Annotated in this window: 20 protein-coding genes and 1 pseudogene; 13 read left to right on the top strand and 8 right to left on the bottom strand. The window is 48.1% G+C overall.

Annotation, left to right across the window (positions count from 1 at the left end):
- The first annotated feature begins 26 nt into the window (after nt 1-26).
- The 7 genes from ychE to SK39_RS21965 all read left to right on the top strand — a co-directional run bounded on the left by ychE (nt 27) and on the right by SK39_RS21965 (nt 7,951).
- Nucleotides 27-674, top strand: coding sequence for an NAAT family transporter YchE (gene ychE / locus SK39_RS21935; RefSeq protein ID WP_003020714.1), 648 nt, complete (start codon nt 27-29; stop codon nt 672-674).
- Between the two features lie 771 nt (nt 675-1,445).
- Nucleotides 1,446-3,077 (top strand): oligopeptide ABC transporter substrate-binding protein OppA, encoded by a 1,632-nt coding sequence (oppA, locus tag SK39_RS21940; protein ID WP_003844005.1) that lies wholly within the window; start codon nt 1,446-1,448, stop codon nt 3,075-3,077.
- A 122-nt stretch (nt 3,078-3,199) separates the two neighbouring features.
- Nucleotides 3,200-4,120, top strand: a complete 921-nt coding sequence (oppB, locus tag SK39_RS21945) for an oligopeptide ABC transporter permease OppB (protein WP_003020708.1) — start codon at nt 3,200-3,202, stop codon at nt 4,118-4,120.
- A gap of 14 nt (nt 4,121-4,134) precedes the next feature.
- Nucleotides 4,135-5,043 carry an oligopeptide ABC transporter permease OppC gene (oppC, locus tag SK39_RS21950; protein ID WP_003020701.1) on the top strand — a complete coding sequence of 303 codons (909 nt, stop codon included), beginning with the start codon at nt 4,135-4,137 and terminating at the stop codon, nt 5,041-5,043.
- Nucleotides 5,044-5,054: 11 nt separating this feature from the next.
- Nucleotides 5,055-6,068: a murein tripeptide/oligopeptide ABC transporter ATP-binding protein OppD gene (oppD, locus tag SK39_RS21955; RefSeq protein WP_003833364.1), complete on the top strand. Its 1,014-nt coding sequence runs from the start codon at nt 5,055-5,057 to the stop codon at nt 6,066-6,068.
- The gene (gene oppF / locus SK39_RS21960; RefSeq protein ID WP_048217496.1) at nt 6,065-7,069 is read left to right on the top strand and encodes a murein tripeptide/oligopeptide ABC transporter ATP-binding protein OppF; all 1,005 of its coding nucleotides are present in this window, start codon (nt 6,065-6,067) and stop codon (nt 7,067-7,069) included. The genes oppD and oppF overlap by 4 nt, the downstream gene beginning before the upstream one ends.
- 45 nt (nt 7,070-7,114) lie before the next feature.
- Complete coding sequence (locus tag SK39_RS21965; RefSeq protein ID WP_003020693.1) at nt 7,115-7,951, top strand: ion transporter; 837 nt, start codon at nt 7,115-7,117, stop codon at nt 7,949-7,951.
- A gap of 37 nt (nt 7,952-7,988) precedes the next feature.
- On the opposite strand, the gene SK39_RS21970 is transcribed toward SK39_RS21965, so the two are convergent.
- Nucleotides 7,989-8,318, bottom strand: coding sequence for an HI1450 family dsDNA-mimic protein (locus SK39_RS21970; protein ID WP_003020691.1), 330 nt, complete (start codon nt 8,316-8,318; stop codon nt 7,989-7,991).
- A 34-nt stretch (nt 8,319-8,352) separates the two neighbouring features.
- Nucleotides 8,353-9,813 carry a cardiolipin synthase gene (gene cls, locus SK39_RS21975; RefSeq protein WP_003020687.1) on the bottom strand — a complete coding sequence of 487 codons (1,461 nt, stop codon included), beginning with the start codon at nt 9,811-9,813 and terminating at the stop codon, nt 8,353-8,355.
- A gap of 142 nt (nt 9,814-9,955) precedes the next feature.
- Here cls and SK39_RS27210 point away from each other — a divergent pair, with 142 nt between their 5' ends.
- On the top strand, nt 9,956-10,129 hold the full coding sequence (locus SK39_RS27210) for a YciY family protein (protein WP_003020684.1): 174 nt from the start codon (nt 9,956-9,958) through the stop codon (nt 10,127-10,129).
- Nucleotides 10,130-10,179: 50 nt separating this feature from the next.
- On the opposite strand, the gene SK39_RS21980 is transcribed toward SK39_RS27210, so the two are convergent.
- Nucleotides 10,180-10,476 (bottom strand): YciI family protein, encoded by a 297-nt coding sequence (locus SK39_RS21980; protein ID WP_003020675.1) that lies wholly within the window; start codon nt 10,474-10,476, stop codon nt 10,180-10,182.
- 215 nt (nt 10,477-10,691) lie between these two features.
- Between SK39_RS21980 and tonB the strand changes: the two genes are divergently transcribed.
- The gene (gene tonB / locus SK39_RS21985; RefSeq protein ID WP_171278973.1) at nt 10,692-11,420 is read left to right on the top strand and encodes a TonB system transport protein TonB; all 729 of its coding nucleotides are present in this window, start codon (nt 10,692-10,694) and stop codon (nt 11,418-11,420) included.
- A 64-nt stretch (nt 11,421-11,484) separates the two neighbouring features.
- Here the strand turns inward: tonB and yciA are convergent, their stop codons facing one another.
- The 4 genes and pseudogenes from yciA to SK39_RS27630 all read right to left on the bottom strand — a co-directional run.
- The gene (yciA, locus tag SK39_RS21990) at nt 11,485-11,886 is read right to left on the bottom strand and encodes an acyl-CoA thioester hydrolase YciA (protein WP_003020670.1); all 402 of its coding nucleotides are present in this window, start codon (nt 11,884-11,886) and stop codon (nt 11,485-11,487) included.
- Nucleotides 11,887-12,051: 165 nt separating this feature from the next.
- Nucleotides 12,052-12,591: a septation protein A gene (locus SK39_RS21995; protein WP_003020667.1), complete on the bottom strand. Its 540-nt coding sequence runs from the start codon at nt 12,589-12,591 to the stop codon at nt 12,052-12,054.
- A gap of 54 nt (nt 12,592-12,645) precedes the next feature.
- On the bottom strand, nt 12,646-13,389 hold the full coding sequence (locus SK39_RS22000; RefSeq protein ID WP_003020663.1) for a YciC family protein: 744 nt from the start codon (nt 13,387-13,389) through the stop codon (nt 12,646-12,648).
- Between the two features lie 28 nt (nt 13,390-13,417).
- Nucleotides 13,418-13,504: pseudogene (locus SK39_RS27630) on the bottom strand (YkgJ family cysteine cluster protein); the annotation flags it as partial.
- A 283-nt stretch (nt 13,505-13,787) separates the two neighbouring features.
- Between SK39_RS27630 and ompW the strand changes: the two are divergent.
- Both ompW and SK39_RS22010 read left to right on the top strand, forming a co-directional pair.
- A complete protein-coding gene (gene ompW / locus SK39_RS22005) occupies nt 13,788-14,426 on the top strand; it encodes an outer membrane protein OmpW (RefSeq protein ID WP_003833354.1) in 639 nt (212 codons plus the stop codon).
- 567 nt (nt 14,427-14,993) lie between these two features.
- Complete coding sequence (locus tag SK39_RS22010) at nt 14,994-15,710, top strand: YebC/PmpR family DNA-binding transcriptional regulator (protein WP_003020658.1); 717 nt, start codon at nt 14,994-14,996, stop codon at nt 15,708-15,710.
- A 72-nt stretch (nt 15,711-15,782) separates the two neighbouring features.
- On the opposite strand, the gene SK39_RS22015 is transcribed toward SK39_RS22010, so the two are convergent.
- Nucleotides 15,783-16,220: a hypothetical protein gene (locus SK39_RS22015; RefSeq protein WP_231040640.1), complete on the bottom strand. Its 438-nt coding sequence runs from the start codon at nt 16,218-16,220 to the stop codon at nt 15,783-15,785.
- 260 nt (nt 16,221-16,480) lie between these two features.
- Here SK39_RS22015 and SK39_RS22020 point away from each other — a divergent pair, with 260 nt between their 5' ends.
- Entirely contained in the window at nt 16,481-16,756 is a 276-nt protein-coding gene (locus SK39_RS22020) for a hypothetical protein (protein ID WP_003841288.1), read from the top strand.
- A gap of 185 nt (nt 16,757-16,941) precedes the next feature.
- Nucleotides 16,942-18,414: a GGDEF domain-containing protein gene (locus tag SK39_RS22025; protein ID WP_032935568.1), complete on the top strand. Its 1,473-nt coding sequence runs from the start codon at nt 16,942-16,944 to the stop codon at nt 18,412-18,414.
- The last annotated feature ends 11 nt before the right edge of the window (nt 18,415-18,425 follow it).

Here is an 18,425-nt window from a genome sequence, read left to right on the forward strand (position 1 = left end):
ATCCGGCTAACGCTTCGGAGCTAACCGTGATCCAAACGCTATTTGATTTTCCTGTCTATTTTAAATTTTTCATTGGGTTATTTGCGTTAGTCAACCCGGTAGGGATCATCCCTGTCTTTATCAGTATGACCAGTTATCAAACTGCTGCAGCGCGAAACAAAACCAACCTTACGGCAAACCTGTCAGTCGCTATCATTCTGTGGACTTCGCTGTTTCTTGGTGATGGTATTCTGCAACTTTTCGGTATCTCAATAGATTCGTTCAGGATTGCCGGCGGCATTCTGGTTGTGACTATCGCGATGTCAATGATTAGCGGAAAACTAGGGGAAGATAAACAAAACAAACAGGAAAAATCAGAAACCGCAATCCGTGAGAGTATCGGCGTTGTACCGTTGGCATTGCCGTTGATGGCGGGACCGGGGGCGATAAGCTCAACTATTGTTTGGGGTACGCGATATCACAGTGCGATTAACCTGTTTGGCTTTTTTGTCGCGATTGCGCTGTTTGCCCTGTGCTGCTGGGGGCTGTTTCGCATGGCGCCATGGCTGGTACGACTGTTGGGACAAACTGGCATCAACGTCATTACGCGTATTATGGGGCTACTGTTAATGGCCTTGGGTATCGAATTCATTGTTACAGGTATCAAATCCATTTTCCCAGGTTTGCTGGCCTGATATCTCTCTTCTGTACAAACGGAGTCGGTCCCGGCTCCGTTTCCTTTCATTATCAGTAAAACTTCTCACTAAAGTTGAAAATCAGCATAGTGATAATAAAAAATGCTGATGGTTATTCATTTGTTTATTCATTGATTTTATGAATGTAACACTCATCCATCTGCCAGAGAGAGCCTGATATCGCTGTTATTTAATTAACATCATACTCTGGGGCTTGCTGTAGGATTATCGAAATGTTATTAGTTATTTCAGCGTTTTTTTCAGTTGAATGTGCTAATTAATAACCAATTGTTAAATTTATGTGCATTTTGACGTGGTGTTGACACCTGACAGGGTAGTTAACACCTTTCTTGATGTAATTTATTGTTTCTCATGGGTTTATTATAGAAAACCTTCATTCGTAAGACTTTCTTTGTGAGATTTATTTCCAATAAAAGAGAATTGGTTAACAAATTTGTAAAATGTATTGGCGGTTAAGAAACGCATTTGATACTTTCCGGCCAGGTATTATGCAGAAGAATTCACGTTGATGAGAATCATTTGCAGTTAGTTTCTCTCAACAGGGTAATAGCGTGTTTCCGGCAGGGGAGGCACGTAGATAATCGACGTAAGGCAGTCATACGAACCGCCAGAATAAATAAAGTCGGTGATAGCAAGCAGTAAAACAAAAAACGACCTGACGGCAGAAAATCTCCGGTGCCGTACAGTGATCCTGACAGGATTAACAGTCTGGTTAAAAAACCAGCCATAATAATGAGGGAGTACAACACAATGACTAACATCACTAAAAAAAGTTTAGTAGCTGCGGGGATCTTAACTGCGCTAGTCGCTGGAAATGTTGCCACGGCGGCAGTAGTGCCAGCGGGTGTGCAGCTTGCTGAAAAGCAGACTCTGGTGCGTAATAACGGTTCGGAAGTGCAGTCACTCGATCCCCACAAAATCGAAGGTGTACCTGAATCCAACATTAACCGTGACCTGTTTGAAGGTTTATTAATCAGTGATGTCGATGGCAAACCATCGCCTGGCGTGGCTGAAAAATGGGAAAATAAAGATTTTAAAGTCTGGACATTCCATCTGCGTAAAGATGCTAAGTGGTCTGACGGCACGCCTGTTACCGCGCAAGATTTCGTGTATAGCTGGCAACGTTTGGCTAATCCAAATACTGCATCACCGTACGCCAGTTATTTGCAGTACGGTCACATCGTCAATATTGATGATATTATCGCCGGTAAAAAACCGATCACCGATCTCGGTGTAAAAGCTCTCGACGATCATACTTTTGAAGTCACCCTCAGTGAACCTGTTCCTTATTTCTACAAACTGCTTGTGCACTCTTCCGTTTCACCAGTTCCTAGAGCTGCTGTTGAAAAATTCGGCGAGAAGTGGACCCAGCCCGCTAACATCATTACTAACGGTGCGTATAAACTGAAAGACTGGGTTGTGAACGAGCGCATTGTGCTTGAGCGTAATACCAACTATTGGGACAACGCCAAAACGGTTATTAACCAGGTAACCTACCTGCCTATTTCTTCTGAAGTGACTGACGTTAACCGCTATCGCAGCGGTGAAATCGACATGACCTATAACAACATGCCGATTGAGTTATTCCAGAAACTGAAAAAAGAGATCCCGAACGAAGTCCACGTTGACCCGTATCTGTGCACCTATTATTACGAAATCAACAACCAGAAAGCACCGTTCAACGATGTTCGTGTTCGTACCGCCCTGAAGCTGGCGTTGGATCGTGACATTATCGTCAATAAAGTGAAAAACCAGGGTGACCTGCCGGCGTATAGCTTTACTCCTCCATACACCGATGGCGCGAAACTGGTTGAGCCAGAGTGGTTCAAGTGGTCTCAGGAAAAACGTAACGAAGAAGCGAAGAAACTGCTGGCTGAGGCCGGATATACCGCTGAGAAACCGCTGACCTTTGACCTGCTGTATAACACTTCAGACCTGCATAAGAAGCTGGCTATTGCCGCGGCATCTATCTGGAAGAAAAATCTGGGTGCTAATGTGAAGCTGGAAAACCAGGAATGGAAAACGTTCCTCGATACGCGCCATCAGGGCAACTATGATGTTTCACGTGCGGGCTGGTGTGCGGACTATAACGAACCGACGTCCTTCCTGAATATGGTGCTGTCCGACAGCTCCAATAATACCGTCCACTATAAGAGCCCGGCATTTGATAAGCTGATTGCGGATACGCTGAAAGTGACGGATGAAGCGCAGCGCAGCGAACTGTATTCGAAAGCGGAACAGCAGCTGGATAAAGATTCTGCGATTGTACCGGTTTATTACTATGTTAATGCCCGCCTGGTGAAACCATGGGTTGGCGGATACTCCGGTAAAGACCCGATGGATAATATCCACGTTAAAGACTTGTATATTATCAAGCATTAATGGCAAGACGTGGGGCAATCATTTTTGCCCCACAGTGTCTTTTTTCTTCGAACTATTAATACCGCTTTACCTGAACGTCGGGGTTAAAGAGGTATAAAGGCACACGCCAGAAGGTACGGGCAATGTTAAAATTCATATTACGTCGCTGTCTGGAAGCGATTCCGACGCTGTTTATTCTTATTACGATTTCATTCTTTATGATGCGCCTTGCGCCCGGAAGCCCATTCACCGGGGAACGCGCGTTACCGCCAGAGGTGCTGGCGAATATTGAAGCGAAATATCATCTTAACGATCCTATCTCGACGCAGTACTTCAGCTATCTGAAACAGCTGGCGCATGGCGATTTTGGACCATCCTTTAAATATAAAGACTACACGGTTAACGACCTCGTTGCTTCGAGTTTTCCGGTTTCTGCGAAGCTGGGTGCGGCAGCCTTTATTCTGGCGGTACTCGTCGGCGTTAGCGCCGGGGTGATAGCCGCGCTGAAGCAAAATACACGTTGGGATTACACGGTGATGGGGGTGGCAATGACTGGGGTAGTTATCCCCAGTTTCGTGGTCGCTCCCTTATTGGTCATGATATTTGCCATAACCTTGAAATGGCTGCCCGGCGGGGGCTGGAACGGTGGGGCGTTGAAATTTATGATCCTGCCAATGGTGGCCTTGTCACTGGCCTACATCGCCAGTATCGCTCGTATTACTCGCGGTTCGATGATTGAAGTGCTGCACTCTAACTTTATTCGTACCGCGCGCGCCAAAGGGCTGCCGATGCGGCGGATTATTTTCCGCCATGCGTTAAAACCTGCGCTGTTGCCAGTGCTGTCCTATATGGGACCGGCATTTGTCGGCATTATCACTGGTTCGATGGTTATTGAAACCATCTATGGTTTACCTGGCATTGGTCAGTTGTTCGTCAACGGCGCGTTAAACCGCGACTATTCGCTGGTTCTGAGTCTGACCATACTGGTGGGTACGCTGACCATCGTGTTTAACGCGATTGTCGATGTGCTTTATGCCGTTATCGACCCGAAAATTCGTTACTGATACTGGAGCTCGCTATGATGTTAAGTAAGAAAAACAGCGAAGCGCTGGAGAATTTCAGTGAAAAGCTGGAGGTCGAAGGCCGCAGCCTGTGGCAGGACGCGCGTCGACGCTTTATGCATAACCGTGCTGCGGTAGCAAGCCTGGTGGTGCTGGTAATTATTGCGCTGTTTGTGACGCTCGCGCCGATGCTGTCGCAGTTTACCTACTTCGATACTGACTGGGGCATGATGTCCAGCGCGCCGGATACGGAATCAGGCCACTATTTCGGTACTGACTCGTCGGGACGTGACCTGTTGGTACGCGTGGCGATTGGCGGGCGCATCTCGCTAATGGTCGGCATTGCGGCGGCGTTGGTCGCGGTTGTTGTCGGTACACTGTACGGTTCTCTGTCGGGCTACCTCGGCGGAAAAATCGACTCGGTGATGATGCGTCTGCTGGAAATTCTCAACTCCTTCCCGTTCATGTTCTTTGTGATCCTGCTGGTCACCTTCTTTGGGCAAAATATCCTGCTGATTTTTGTCGCTATCGGGATGGTCTCCTGGCTGGATATGGCGCGTATCGTGCGTGGACAAACGCTGAGCCTCAAGCGCAAAGAGTTTATTGAAGCGGCGCAAGTGGGTGGGGTGTCTACCGTGCGTATCGTTATCCGCCATATTGTGCCGAACGTGCTGGGTGTGGTGGTGGTATACGCTTCATTGCTGGTGCCGAGCATGATCCTGTTTGAATCCTTCCTGAGCTTTTTGGGATTAGGTACGCAGGAGCCGTTAAGTAGCTGGGGCGCTCTGCTCAGTGATGGTGCCAACTCAATGGAAGTCTCACCATGGCTGCTGCTGTTTCCGGCAGGTTTCCTGGTGGTCACTTTGTTCTGTTTTAACTTTATTGGCGATGGCTTGCGTGATGCCCTCGACCCGAAAGACCGTTAAGGAGTGCAGCCATGAGCGTAATTGAAACCTCAACCGCGCCGCTCGCGCAACAACAGGCTAACGCACTGCTGAACGTAAAAGATTTGCGTGTGACGTTCGCTACCCCCGACGGCGATGTAACTGCGGTCAACGATTTAAACTTTTCTCTGCGAGCTGGAGAAACGTTGGGTATTGTCGGAGAATCCGGCTCAGGTAAATCGCAAACGGCCTTTGCCCTGATGGGCCTGCTGGCGGCTAATGGTCGTATCGGGGGCTCCGCTACGTTCAACGGACGTGAAATTCTGAACTTACCGGAACGTGAACTGAACAAACTGCGCGCCGAGCAAATCTCGATGATTTTCCAGGACCCGATGACGTCTCTCAATCCGTACATGCGGGTCGGGGAGCAGTTGATGGAAGTTCTGATGCTGCATAAAGGCATGAGCAAAGCGGAAGCTTTTGAAGAGTCGGTCAGAATGCTGGATGCGGTGAAAATGCCGGAAGCGCGTAAGCGCATGAAAATGTATCCGCATGAATTCTCCGGTGGTATGCGTCAGCGCGTTATGATCGCTATGGCGTTGCTGTGCAGGCCCAAATTACTGATAGCCGATGAACCGACCACTGCGCTCGATGTGACGGTACAGGCGCAAATCATGACGCTGCTGAATGAACTGAAAAGCGAATTCAACACCGCGATTATCATGATCACCCACGATCTGGGGGTTGTTGCCGGTATTTGCGATAAAGTTCTGGTGATGTACGCCGGTCGTACGATGGAATACGGCAGTGCGCGGGATGTCTTTTATAAGCCCGTTCATCCGTATTCGATTGGTTTGCTGAATGCAGTACCTCGTCTGGATGCAGAAGGGGAAGAGATGCTCACGATCCCGGGCAACCCACCGAACCTGCTGCGTCTGCCAAAAGGCTGTCCCTTCCAGCCGCGTTGCCCGCATGCGATGGAAATCTGTAGCAGTGCTCCGCCACTGGAGGAATTTAGTCCAGGCCGTTTGCGCGCCTGCTTTAAGCCGGTGGAGGAACTGGTATGAATGCGGTAACCGAACAACGTAAAGTGCTCCTTGAGATTGCTGACCTTAAAGTCCATTTCGATATTAAAGATGGCAAACAGTGGTTCTGGCAACCATCTAAAACCCTTAAGGCAGTTGATGGCGTAACCCTGCGACTGTATGAGGGCGAAACCCTGGGCGTGGTCGGTGAATCAGGCTGCGGGAAATCGACCTTTGCCCGTGCGATTATCGGCCTGGTGAAGGCCACCGATGGAAAGGTTGCCTGGCTGGGTAAAGATTTACTCGGCATGAAACCCGATGAGTGGCGGGAAGTACGCAGTGATATCCAGATGATTTTCCAGGATCCGCTGGCATCTTTAAACCCGCGCATGACCATTGGTGAAATCATTGCCGAACCGCTGCGTACTTATCATCCGAATCTTACTGGTCAGGAAGTCCGCGATCGTGTGAAAGCGATGATGATGAAGGTAGGATTACTGCCCAACCTGATTAACCGCTACCCACATGAGTTTTCAGGTGGCCAGTGTCAGCGTATTGGTATTGCCCGCGCGCTGATCCTCGAACCGAAGTTGATTATCTGCGATGAACCCGTTTCGGCGCTGGACGTGTCAATCCAGGCCCAGGTGGTTAACCTGCTGCAACAACTTCAGCGAGAAATGGGATTATCGTTAATCTTCATTGCCCACGACCTCGCGGTGGTTAAACATATCTCCGACCGTGTGCTGGTTATGTATCTCGGACATGCGGTGGAATTAGGGACCTATGACGAGGTGTACCATAACCCGCTGCATCCTTATACCAAAGCGCTGATGTCTGCGGTGCCGATCCCCGATCCGGATCAGGAAAGGAACAAGGTTATCCAGTTGCTGGAAGGCGAGTTACCGTCCCCGATTAACCCTCCTTCCGGTTGCGTGTTCCGTACGCGCTGCCCGATTGCAGGGCCGGAATGCGCAAAAACGCGCCCGGTTCTCGAAGGAAGTTTCCGACACGCAGTTTCCTGCCTGAAAGTAGACCCGCTATAATTCCGAGGGCTGACAAAAGTCAGCCCTTTTTTTGGTGAGGTATCTGTGCCAGGTTTAGTCTCTTCTGTCCGCCGCGCGCTCTTTCGCAAATTATTCGATTTAAACACCCGTTCAGGGCGTCGCTTTGAAGGTATGTGCGCGCTATTCGCCTTGCTCAGCGTTATTGTTATCTTCATTGAGTCCGGAGTAGGGACGCAATACCATTTAACCTTTGAGGAATGGCGCGTTTTTGTCTGGCTGGAGATCTTTATTACTCTGGTCTTTACTCTCGAATATCTTCTGCGCTTATGCTGTTGGGCCAATCCCGCCAAATATGTGTTTAGTTTCTGGGGGATAGTTGACCTTGCCACCATTCTGCCGCTGTATGTGATGTGGCTATGGCCGGAAATCAGTCTGAGTTATGTTTTCGCCTGGCGGGCGATGCGTGTTCTGCGCGTACTGCGTATTCTCAAGCTGTTGCGCTTTATGCCTTCTCTACGGGTGTTCTGGAATGCGTTAAAAAGTGCCCGACATCAGCTGATGTTGTTCTATTCCTTTATCGCCATTCTGATGGTGGTTTTTGGTGCGATGATGTATCTGATTGAAGGGCCAAAATATGGATTTACTACGCTGAATGCGTCGGTGTATTGGGCGATTGTTACTGTAACCACCGTCGGCTATGGCGATATCACACCGCACACCCCGTTGGGGCGCATGGTGGCGTCCGTGCTTATCCTGATTGGCTACTCGGTGATTGCGATACCGACGGGATTGATTACCACGCACATGAGCAGTGCGTTCCAGCATCGCGGGCACCAACGAAAATGTCCCCAGTGTCAGCAGGCGCAGCACGAACATAGCGCGCAGTTTTGTAACCGTTGCGGAAGCAAACTGCCGGGCTAAAAATAAAAAAAGCTGCGAGAGCAGCTTTTTTGTTTGATTATTCGCGCCAGAGAATATGGCAGAGCTTATGATCTTTTTCGCGACATAATAAAACGCGCGCAAAAATATCGTTAATCTCGCCGTCTTCTGTATCTGCCAGACCAATCACCACTTCGGCAAAGAAATCAGGGTTCAGGTCAAAATCAACATGCTCCTGCCAGTCTTCTGCCGGATCGAATAACTCGGCACCGCCGCGTTCTTCAAACTGCAAATTGAACAGAATGATATCTGCCGGATCGAGGTTATCCGCAGCCAGTTCGAGAAAAATGTCGTAAGCCTGCTCAAGCGTTTCGTCTTCGGTCAGGCGATTGTTCAAATCCATATCCATAATGACTACCTGTTTACTGTCTGATGGGCACGTTTTACAGCAACGGACTAAAGAAGTAAAACAGTCGCTCTGCTATCCGCTGCCAGAGTGGTCGTTTTACCCACAAACGGGCATCAAGCAGGCGGGAACGCGAAATATAATCATCCTGCACGGCGGCGAGATCGCCGCCGAATCCAGCATCGTCAATGACCAGCGTGATTTCAAAATTGAGCCACAGACTGCGCATATCCAGGTTAACGGTACCGACCAGGCTCAGCTCGCCATCGACCAGTACGCTCTTGGTATGCAGCAGGCCGCCTTCGAACTGATAAATTTTAACGCCAGCTGCCAGCAACTCAGTGAAAAAGGCCCGGCTTGCCCAGCCAACCAGCAGGGAATCATTCTTACGCGGAAGAATGATACTGACGTCGACCCCACGCTGTGCTGCCGTACAAATTGCATGCAGCAAATCGTCGCTGGGAACAAAGTAAGGCGTGGTCATAATTAAATATTCGCGCGCTGAATAAGCTGCGGTTAACAGCGCCTGATGAATCAAGTCTTCTGGGAAACCAGGACCCGAGGCAATTGTGTGAATGGTGTGCCCGCTGGCCTGCTCAAACGGCATGATATTGACGTCCGGTGGCGGGGGCAAAATGCGCTTTCCGGTCTCAATTTCCCAGTCGCAAGAATAGACGATGCCCATAGCGGTGGCTACCGGGCCTTCCATTCTTGCCATTAAATCAACCCATTGCCCAACGCCTGCATCTTGTTTGAAGAAGCGCGGATCGACCATGTTCATGCTGCCGGTATACGCAATGTAGTTGTCGATCATAATCATTTTGCGATGCTGACGCAGGTCCATACGGCGTAAAAATACACGCATCAGGTTCACCTTCAGCGCTTCTACAACCTCGATACCTGCGTTACGCATCATCGCCGCCCAAGGGCTGCGGAAGAACGCCACGCTGCCGGCGGAGTCCAGCATCAGGCGACAGTGAATGCCACGCCTCGCGGCAGCCATTAACGACTCGGCTACCTGATCGGCCATACCACCCGGCTGCCAGATGTAGAACACCATCTCTATGTTGTGGCGCGCCAGTTGAATATCACGGATCAGCGCCTGCATCACGTCATCTGAACTGGTGAGCAGTTGCAGCTGATTTCCCTTAACGCCGGCGATTCCTTGACGACGCTCGCACAGTTTAAATAAGGAGGAGGCGACGCTGCTGTTTTCCTGCGCAAAAATATGCTTACAGGCTTTAAGATCGTTCAGCCACTTGGCCGTTGACGGCCACATTGCCCGGGCGCGTTCGGCGCGGCGTTTACCCAGGTGGAGCTCACCGAAGGACAGATAAGCAATGATCCCTACCAATGGCAGAATATAGATGATCAAAAGCCAGGCCATTGCGGAGGGCACTGCGCGTCGTTTCATTAGAATGCGTAATGTTACGCCAGCAATGAGTACCCAGTAACCCAGAATGACCAGCCAACTCACCACGGTGTAGAAGGTTGTCATAAATTTAAAAATCCTTTTGAAAGCGTATTGTTAAGAGTTTACGCATCAGGATTAATCTGGCAAATAAAAACACGGGAAAACCGCTGGTCTGCATTCGGTGTGGCGTTATAATGGCCACTCAGTGACTGAAAGAGTAGTAAACATGAAGCGTAGTAGAACGGAAGTGGGACGCTGGCGGATGCTGCGTCAGGCTAGCCGCCGTAAAGCACGTTGGCTTGAAGGACAATCGCGTCGTAATATGCGTATCCACACTATCAGAAAGTGCATTCTCAACCATCAACGCAACTCGTTGCTGTTTGCGATCCACAGCATCTGATCCCAAAAGGGCACCGCTGGCGGTGCCCAATGTCTGTTTTTGTTTTGTTTTTAAAATACTTTTTTGTACGGTTTTACTGAAACCTGCGCGTAAACGCCCGCTGCAACATACGGATCGGCTTCCGCCCACGCCTGTGCCGCCTCCAAAGATTCAAATTCGGCAATCACCGTCGAGCCGGTAAAACCCGCCGCACCGGGATCGTTACTATCGACCGCTGGCATGGGGCCCGCCGTGAGCAAACGACCTTCGTCATGAAGGAGTTGCAGGCGAGCCAGATGAGCAGGGCGCACGGAAAGACGTTTTTCGAGAGAGTCTGCGATATCTTGGGCGTAAATAACATACAGCACGGGTAGAACTCCTTGAACGGTAAAAGTCGTTAATAACGTTATTGGAAAGGCCTAACAACTGCAACGGAAAGATAACTGATATGTTAAGGCCATACTCTGAAAGTGGTTTTTTATCATAAAATCGCGTTCTAAATGTCAGTTACCGCCACGGGCTTATTGAATATGATTGCTATTTGCATTTAAAATCGGGGCCTGGTTTTTTTACTGAAACGATTATGACTTCAATGACCCTTGATTTACCTCGTCGCTTTCCCTGGCCAACGTTACTGTCTGTCGGCATTCATGGTGCCGTAGTGGCTGGTTTGCTGTATACCTCGGTACATCAGGTTATTGAACTGCCTGCGCCAGCGCAGCCGATCTCTGTCACGATGGTCGCGCCTGCCGATCTCGAACCACCTCAGGCCGTTCAGCCGCCGCCGGAACCCGCTGTCGAGCCTGAACCGGAACCAGAGCCGATTCCAGAGCCACCAAAAGAGGCGCCGGTGGTGATTGAAAAACCGAAGCCCAAGCCTAAACCGAAGCCAAAACCGGTGAAAAAGGTGGAAGAGCAGCCGAAACGCGATGTTAAACCAGCAGAACCGCGGCCGGCCTCCCCGCTGGAAAATACGGCACCTACGCGCACAATGACCAATACAGCACCGGCAACTACCAGCAAACCGGTGGTCAGTGCGCCATCGGGTCCACGTGCTTTAAGCCGTAATCAGCCTCAGTATCCGGCGCGAGCTCAGGCGCTGCGCATTGAAGGGCGGGTAAAGGTCAAATTTAATGTAACGCCGGATGGTCGGGTTGAAAATGTGGAGATCCTGTCTGCACAGCCTGCCAATATGTTTGAGCGTGAAGTGAAAAACGCGATGCGTAGATGGCGTTATGAAGCAGGTAAACCCGGTTCCGGACTCGTGGTGAATATTGTTTTCAAATTAAACGGCACAACGCAGATCGAGTAAGCATCAGGCCGTCCGGCAATGATCAAGAGTGATGATTGCCGGATAGCATTACTGGCGTGTGCTATCAGGCCAACGTGGGGATTGGACGCGGTTTCCCGTCTTTATCAACGGCAACGTAGATAAACAGAGCTTCGGTGGCCTTATAACGCTGGCCAATAGGTTCAGAAGCGACTTTCTTCACCCAAACTTCAATATTGATGCTGATTGAGGTTGTCCCGCGTTTCACACAGCGAGCATAGCAACACACTACATCACCTACGGCGACCGGGCGCAAAAAGCTCATTCCTTCAACCCGCACAGTTACCACACGACCATGTGCGATCTCTTTGGCTTGAATCGCGCCACCTATATCCATTTGTGACATCAGCCAGCCGCCAAAAATATCACCGTTCGCGTTGGTATCGGCAGGCATGGCCAGAGTGCGTAAAACCAGTTCACCCTGGGGAGTGTTATTCGTTGTTGTCATTGTAGAACCGACTATAGAGAAAGATTACAGGCGCGATGCTACTAGAATTTGTGCGTCGAGAACAGAGGGGATGCGGCATGCAGAGCAGATGTAAGTCAGGTTGTCAGCTCTATGGAACGCGAGGGGATAAAAATTCGCCAGATCCGCAGATCTGGCGAGCATGTATTACGATTTATCTTCTTGCGGCAGATGACGGTAAATATAGACCCCACTCAGCAGCGTAAAGAATAAAGTCAGGGCGGTCAGGCCGAACACTTTGAAGTTGACCCAAATGTTCTGCGGTAGCCAAAATGCAATATAGATATTCGCCAGACCACACAGGATGAAAAAGACTGCCCAGGCTAAATTTAGTTTCGACCAGACTGGCTGCGGCAGGGTCAGTTCTTTACCTAACATGCGCTGGATCAGCGGTTTTTTCATCACCCACTGGCTTACCAGCAATGCTCCAGCAAACAGCCCGTAAATCACCGTTACTTTCCACTTAATGAATTCATCGTTGTGGAAAAAAATAGTCAGGCCACCAAATACGGCCACCAGGACAAAGGTGATTAACGCCATCTTCTCGACCTTGCGATAGCGAACCCAGCTGTAAATCAACACTACAGCCGTTGCGACAATCAGCGCCGAGGTCGCCGCATAGATGTCGTAAAGCTTATAAAAAGCAAAAAAGACAACCAGCGGTAAAAAATCAAGAAACTGCTTCATTCTTCGATTCCGTCATCAAAAGCACCGGGTACAAGCCCGGAATGCGTTCAGGGTTTATTGGCGAATCAGCATGTACAGGCGGAACAAATAGATCAGCAACACCGCGGAGATCATATTGCTCAGCGTATTCGCCAATACCGCGCCTACATTCGGCGTAAGTACTGCAAAACTTGGCGCAAAAAGCAACAGCAGCGTTTTTGCCAGCAACCAACCGATTACTGCCGGCGCAACCAGTCGCATATTCGACCACGCCAGACGCATACTGTTGCGCATCGCGGCAAAGACACCCATTTTGTCCTGTACCAACATCACAGGTGCGAGTGCCAGCAGGATGGCCAGCAGAATACCGGGAACAACAACCAGCATAATACCGATTTGCACCAGCAGAGTAGTCAAAAAAATCAGAATAAACAGCTTTGGCAACACTGGCGCACTGGCGCCGATGGCACGTAATGCGCTGACCCGATGACCTGCTGAAATCAGCTGAATCATCAGGATGACCCCACCGGCAAGGATGGCATTACCAATCAGACCAGAAAACGTAGACGCCGCGGAAGCGCGTAGCAAAATTTGCTGTTGCTCCGGGGTCATGTTTTGCACCAGATCGAACAACCCCACGCTGCTGGTTAACTGATCGCCTTCACTGAGTTGCGCAATTTGTGCGTCAGTGGGGGAAAAGGCATGCCCTAACACCACTGTGATAAACGCGCACAACAACGATACCAGCAAGATGGTAATGAATTGATTACGGAAAAAGTTTCCCGTGTCACGGTAAACGGATTTCGCCGTGATAGACATGCACTCTCCTTGAGTTTTGCAGGTGTTCATTTGCGGGCAATTGTACCCTGGATAACTCTACAGTGGCAGCATCGCGCGATGTATGGAAAAGCATATCTTTGTAAAGCTGCGGTAATTTTTGGCTATGACTTCAGCGTCGTGCATGAACGCTGTTTGTTATCTGCGCATCGCGTGCAGATAACAAACACCCATCAGCAATGAGCTGGAGGTACTTGCACATTGAAAATATATCAAAATTGATCTGAATTAATTTAACCAGGATTCTGAATGCAAGTTCTAACTTAATCTGGATCAATAAATGTTAAATTATCAAAGTCAATGTGATCCATGTTAGATCATTTATTACTCCAAAGTAGGTATATTCATTCCGCTTTTATAACCATAACGATGGAGCGGACATGAAAAAATTAACAGTTGCAGCATTGGCTTTAACAACCCTTCTCTCTGGTAACGCATTTGCGCATGAAGCTGGAGAGTTCTTTATTCGTGCAGGTTCAGCCACCGTCAGACCGACGGAAGGTGCAGGTGGTACGCTGGGCAGCTTAGGTGGCTTTGATGTCAGCAATAACACGCAGTTGGGTCTGACATTTACCTACATGGCAACCGACAATATCGGTGTTGAATTACTGGCGGCTACACCGTTCCGCCATAAAATTGGTACTGCAGCAACGGGTGATATTGCCACCGTACATCATTTGCCGCCGACGTTAATGGCACAGTGGTACTTCGGTGACTCCAGCAGTAAACTGCGTCCGTACGTAGGTGTTGGTGTGAACTACACGACCTTCTTCGATGAAGGCTTTAACGATAACGGTAAAGAAACAGGATTATCGGACCTGAGTCTGAAAGATTCCTGGGGTGCAGCAGGGCAAGTCGGTATGGACTATCTGATTAACCGCGACTGGCTGATTAACATGTCGGTCTGGTACATGGATATCGACACCACCGCAAGCTATAAAATGGGTGGCGTCCAGCAGCGCGACAGTGTACGCCTCGATCCGTGGGTGTTTATGTTCTCTGCGGGTTATCGTTTTTAAGTTCTTCTGCAAAACTCCTCTGCAAAACTGGTCATCAAATGACCAGTTTTTCCATTCTTTTCCACGCGTATCGTTATTTTGACCAGCCGTAGTCAACTGAGTCACGTGTGCTTCTGAACGCATCAGTCAGAGATGCTGGTTGTACCGTTCCACCCATTTAGCATTTCCCTTTGTTGTAGTGGTGGAGTAAATATAGGCTAAGTATCTTGTCCCGGTACTAAACGAACACACTATCAAATAAGGCGCTGTGCAAGATGACTTGTAGCGCTCTCTTTAAGCAGTACCGCGGTAACTATAATAGCCTGTGTGTTTATCTGGAATATCGCTTTTGTTTCTATTCTCTTATGCATTATTGCTGCGGCTCATTTATTACGTACAAAAAAGAACCTGCAGATAATAAGGGGATAACTTATCCAAAATGTTACCTATTGATAAAATTAAAGTAACATATCGTAAAATTTGGATATTTTATTTTTCATGGACTAATGTTTATACATCATGATATAATGTGATGGCAGATTATTTACCATTCAATAATGTAAATGAATTTTCGAGGAGATCATTCCAGTGGGACGTAAGTGGGCAAATATTGTTGCTAAAAAAACAGCTAAAGACGGTGCAACGTCTAATGTATATGCAAAATTCGGTGTAGAAATTTATGCTGCTGCTAAACAAGGCGAACCAGACCCAGAATTAAATACATCTTTAAAATTCGTTATTGAACGTGCGAAACAAGCGCAGGTTCCAAAACACGTTATTGATAAAGCCATTGATAAAGCCAAAGGCGGCAGCGATGAAACGTTCGTGCAAGGGCGTTATGAAGGCTTTGGTCCCAGTGGCTCACTGATTATCGCTGAAACATTGACTTCAAACGTTAACCGTACGATTGCTAATGTCCGCTCAATTTTTAATAAAAAAGGCGGGAATATCGGAGCGGCGGGTTCTGTCAGCTATATGTTTGACAATACCGGAGTAATTGTATTTGAAGGGACAGACCCTGACCATATTTTTGAAATTCTGCTTAATGCTGAAGTAGATGTTCGTGATGTAACCGAGGAAGAAGGAAACATCGTTATTTATACTGAATCTACAGATCTTCATAAAGGCATTGCAGCTCTAAAAGCAGCAGGAATTACTGAGTTCTCAACTACAGAATTAGAGATGATTGCTCAATCAGAAATTGAACTTTCACCAGAAGATTTAGAAGTCTTTGCAGGGCTTGTTGATGCTCTTGAAGATGACGATGATGTTCAAAAAGTATATCATAACGTTGCAAATCTCTAATGATAGATTAAAGAAATCTGTCATTATGGCAGATTTTTTTAACTCATAAAGTTGTAATGAGTGCACTATTTATTACAAACTCGGATATTTTCCATCATCATCAACTAAAAATATCTGAGATAGGTACCAGGTATCATTCTCTTTGGACAATTGATATTCATAAACAGGTGAATAATACTGCCTCGATAATCTGGTCGTCACGGTCGCTACTTTTTCAGTAATCTGAACCGATATGATGTTCTCTTGCTCAGGATCATGACTAGACTCAGAACCAAAAGCTATAGGCTCGCCCTGAAAACCAGGTTTTGTATATTTATTCAAAAGCTCATTCCAACCCTTCTGGGCCAGGAGCATAACTTCTTGCTTTCCGTAGTTCTGATTTCTCTGAAATGACTGGTCATTCCAATATTTATAATCCCTCTGGAAAGCGGTGATTACCTGTTCCGGAGTATTTGCCAGTATGTCCCCAGCGCTTAAAAATCCAACGCTTAACATAACTAATTTAATCAACAGATGTCTCAACAAGTTCACCCATATTTGGCATGCTTTCCTTCAGTGTCTCGCAAGGGACTTTTTGAAGTCAACTTCATTAATGGTTGCACAACCAAAACGACTGAACTGTATAGATTCCGGGCATACCTGCCCGTGGTTAGCAGCCAGGAAAAATTCCCCTCGTTCTTCATTTAAAAAATTCTGGGGAAAACATCCTGCCTTTCTCCCCTTTGATGTAGTGCTACTCTTTAAGCAAACCAACTTTGAGGGGATTGCTGATGATGTTGACCCGCCATCTGCTACAGCAAAAAATCACACTTCTGGAACCGTTCTACGAGGATCAAACGGCAGCGTTTGCCGTGAGTGTTGCACGTGAATTATTGCTTTGCATGGATAAAATTGAGGCGCTGGAGAAACTTATTGCGACTCCGGTTACACTACCTTATTGCAGCGCAAGTCCGGTTTGTGAGATTGAGGCGGGCTATGCCGCAGGCGTAAACGACTGCCGCGAGGCCATCCGGCGGGCAGGGTATCCTATCGAAGGTGATGATTAGTTTGCGCTTATGTTAACAAATATGTGCTTTATTGTATAAATCTGTAACCTACGCGCGCTGCTGCGGGCTACATCAACTTACCTGCTTCGGAGTGGCAAACATTCTCTATCAACGTACAACGCTGTTATGCAACAACATAAACGGGTAACCGATTTGGCAATACTGTTAACTATCAGGGTGGACTCGTGAAGATTGTGCAGGATAAGCTCAGAAACAGGCAGGCTCTGCTGGTATCCGGGCTCATTACGTTGATTTTTACCTCGTTGTTTCTGTTTATCATTTATGAACAGCGTATGGCGGCCGCCAGTGAAGGCGTTAGCCGCCTGCAAGCTCACATGTTGGACATTTTTAACGATAATGAACTGATTGCCGATGCGATTGGCGAGCGTTATTACCACATCAAAACCGGCGAACAGTGTGGTGTTATGGCGCAGTTTGTTCCGCGAAACAAAGATGAATGGGGAATTAACGCCGACCCAAAGCGGGTTCATTCTGCAACGGGGACGATTATTGCTCAGCAACCCAGCCATAATGCGCTGTGTATGTATACTGCGGCGGAGTTCATTCGCGGAATGGTTAATGAGCTAAATCCAGGCAGCTTCGATGCGCACCGTTACATTATCGCCAGCAATTCAGATTATTTTTATTGGTTTATGGCTTCTGACTCGCGCAATTTCAGTTTTTCTGACTCCGAAATGGCGATGGATATAACGCATTTTTTCTATCCGCCCACCGATTTCTATACCCGGTTGTTGCAAAAAAACGTCAAAAATAAAGCTCTCAGTTCAACAAACTTCTATACCGATAAAATTACCGGTGAAAAAGCCTACAGCGTAGTGAGCTATATCTACGATCTGTCGGGTAAGGAGATATCAGACCAAATCGTTGCCTATCTGGTCTATGATCATTCGAAGCCTGAACTGCAGGAAGCGTTAGCCGAGGCGTTTGATAATCAAATCCTTCCCGGATTGAACGTGGAGTTAGTGAATCTGACCAACAAAGAGAGCCTCTGCTTATCCGGCAAATGTGCGGGGCAATCCAGCTATTTGGTGCGCAATTTTTCGGAGAAATATGCGCTGCACTATTCGCTTTCATTAGGCCGTTTTATGGCGCGCGATACACATGCCGGGATTGTTATCCTGCTGGCGCCGTTCTTTTTCATCATCATTAGCTTCTCGTTAAAGTCATGGCTAAACGAAAGCGACCTCAAGGTTTATATCGATACTCTGACCGGCTGTTTTAACCGCCGAATACTCGACATTATCAAGCGTCGGGATTTATCACACTGTTCGGTGGTGCTACTGGACTGCAATAAATTTAAGGCCGTCAATGATACCTGGGGCCACGCGGCAGGCGATCGCGCGTTGCAAATTATCGCCAACAGGATGCTGTCAAACACTCGCACCAGCCACGATATTGTAATTCGTACCGGCGGGGATGAATTTATGATCCTGCTGTTTCGATCGCAGGCAACTGACGCCATAGCAATCGCGCAACGTATTAGCGGGCAGGTGACCAGTCATGTGTTTGTGGTGGATGGGCATACCGTGCCATTGTCAGTATCGTGGGGAATTGCAGAGGTGAACGGTGAACTGGATGTAGCCATTCAGAATGCGGATAGCGCTATGTATAGAATGAAGCACACGGAAGAAGGGTGAAACCGCCAGAC

Source organism: Citrobacter sp. BIDMC107 (genome assembly GCF_001037575.1).
Classification (GTDB): Bacteria; Pseudomonadota; Gammaproteobacteria; order Enterobacterales; family Enterobacteriaceae; genus Citrobacter; species Citrobacter freundii.

Excerpts from the sequence above, each read along its gene's own strand:
- SK39_RS22000 (WP_003020663.1), bottom strand. The coding sequence starts at position 13,389 with ATGTCTATCACGGCGAAATCCGTTTACCGTGACACGGGAAACTTTTTC.
- SK39_RS21970 (WP_003020691.1), bottom strand. The coding sequence starts at position 8,318 with ATGGATATGGATTTGAACAATCGCCTGACCGAAGACGAAACGCTTGAG.
- tonB (WP_171278973.1), top strand. The coding sequence starts at position 10,692 with ATGACTTCAATGACCCTTGATTTACCTCGTCGCTTTCCCTGGCCAACG.
- SK39_RS21995 (WP_003020667.1), bottom strand. The coding sequence starts at position 12,591 with ATGAAGCAGTTTCTTGATTTTTTACCGCTGGTTGTCTTTTTTGCTTTT.
- oppB (WP_003020708.1), top strand. The coding sequence starts at position 3,200 with ATGTTAAAATTCATATTACGTCGCTGTCTGGAAGCGATTCCGACGCTG.
- cls (WP_003020687.1), bottom strand. The coding sequence starts at position 9,813 with ATGACAACCTTCTACACCGTGGTGAGTTGGCTGGTCATTCTGGGTTAC.
- oppF (WP_048217496.1), top strand. The coding sequence starts at position 6,065 with ATGAATGCGGTAACCGAACAACGTAAAGTGCTCCTTGAGATTGCTGAC.
- oppD (WP_003833364.1), top strand. The coding sequence starts at position 5,055 with ATGAGCGTAATTGAAACCTCAACCGCGCCGCTCGCGCAACAACAGGCT.
- oppC (WP_003020701.1), top strand. The coding sequence starts at position 4,135 with ATGATGTTAAGTAAGAAAAACAGCGAAGCGCTGGAGAATTTCAGTGAA.
- ompW (WP_003833354.1), top strand. The coding sequence starts at position 13,788 with ATGAAAAAATTAACAGTTGCAGCATTGGCTTTAACAACCCTTCTCTCT.
- oppA (WP_003844005.1), top strand. The coding sequence starts at position 1,446 with ATGACTAACATCACTAAAAAAAGTTTAGTAGCTGCGGGGATCTTAACT.
- SK39_RS27210 (WP_003020684.1), top strand. The coding sequence starts at position 9,956 with ATGAAGCGTAGTAGAACGGAAGTGGGACGCTGGCGGATGCTGCGTCAG.
- SK39_RS22020 (WP_003841288.1), top strand. The coding sequence starts at position 16,481 with ATGATGTTGACCCGCCATCTGCTACAGCAAAAAATCACACTTCTGGAA.
- yciA (WP_003020670.1), bottom strand. The coding sequence starts at position 11,886 with ATGACAACAACGAATAACACTCCCCAGGGTGAACTGGTTTTACGCACT.